Below are 1,361 nucleotides of genomic sequence, written 5' to 3'. Positions count from 1 at the left end.
CCTATACAACACCATGACCGAACTTCCCGACAACATCCTTCACCTGCCGCAATACCAAGTACTGGGCTGCAAATCAACCGACGACGAAATGCACTTCCAGGTGGACGTGCCCGATCCCATCGCCTGCGAGGAATGCGGCGTGCAGGGTGAGTTCGTACGGTTCGGCAAGCGTGACGTTCCCTATCGTGATCTGCCCATCCACGGCAAGCGGGTCACTCTCTGGGTGGTCCGCCGCCGATACACCTGCCGGGCCTGCAAGACAACATTCAGGCCCCAGCTACCGGAGATGGTGGACGGATTCCGTATGACACTGCGGCTGCATGAGTACGTGGAGAAGGAATCCTTCAACCACCCCTACACCTTTGTGGCGGCACAGACCGGCCTGGACGAGAAGACGGTGCGCGACATCTTCAACGCCCGCGCCGAGTTGCTGGGGCGCTGGCACCGCTTCGAGACGCCCCGCATCCTGGGCATTGACGAGCTATACCTGAACAAGCGCTACCGCTGCATTCTGACCAACATTGAGGAGCGAACCCTGCTCGACCTGCTGGCCACCCGCCGCCAGGACGTGGTGACCAACTACCTGATGAAGCTGAAAGACCGGCAGAAGGTCGAGATCGTCAGCATGGACATGTGGAACCCCTACCGGGCAGCGGTCAAGGCTGTGCTGCCCCAGGCCCGTATCGTGGTCGATAAGTTCCATGTGGTGCGCATGGCCAACGATGCCCTAGAGAGAGTGCGCAAGGGCCTCAGAAAGGAGCTGAAACCGTCCCAGAGCCGGACTCTCAAGGGAGACCGGAAAATCCTGCTGAAACGCGCTCACGAAGTCTCAGACCGGGAGCGCCTCATCATGGAGACCTGGACAGGCGCGTTCCCGCAACTGCTGGCCGCCTACGAGCACAAGGAGCGCTTCTACGGCATCTGGGACGCCACCACACGGCTCCAGGCAGAAGCCGCCCTGGACGAGTGGATAGCCACCATCCCGAAGGGCCAAAAGGAAGTCTGGAGCGATCTGGTCAGGGCAGTGGGAAACTGGCGCGAAGAGACCATGACCTACTTCGAGACGGACATGCCCGTCACCAACGCTTACACGGAGTCCATCAACCGACTGGCCAAGGACAAGAACCGTGAAGGGCGCGGTTACTCCTTCGAGGTGATGCTGGCACGAATGCTCTACACCACGAAGCACAAGAAGAAGGCACCGACTGCGAAGGTCTCTCCTTTCTACAAGAAAACCATCGGTTACGGACTGCCGGACCTCGCAGAGGAACTCAACTACGGAGTCGATCTATCAACCATCTGAGGGTGGTATCAGATTGATGGGGTGAAGGTGCCCCATCAACCATTAAATCCGTATACCC

The 1,361-nt window shown here is 59.2% G+C and carries 1 protein-coding gene; it reads left to right on the top strand.

All coding sequences use genetic code 11. From position 1 onward, the window contains the following. The first annotated feature begins 13 nt into the window (after nucleotides 1–13). Entirely contained in the window at nucleotides 14–1,303 is a 1,290-nt protein-coding gene (locus DFR43_RS13555) for an ISL3-like element ISPpu12 family transposase (RefSeq protein ID WP_133599590.1), read from the top strand. Nucleotides 1,304–1,361 lie beyond the last annotated feature (58 nt).

The organism is Tepidicella xavieri (assembly GCF_004363315.1).
GTDB lineage: Bacteria > Pseudomonadota > Gammaproteobacteria > Burkholderiales > Burkholderiaceae_C > Tepidicella > Tepidicella xavieri.
The sequence above is the reverse complement of the archived record's forward strand: the minus strand, read 5'-3'. Positions and strand labels throughout refer to the sequence as shown.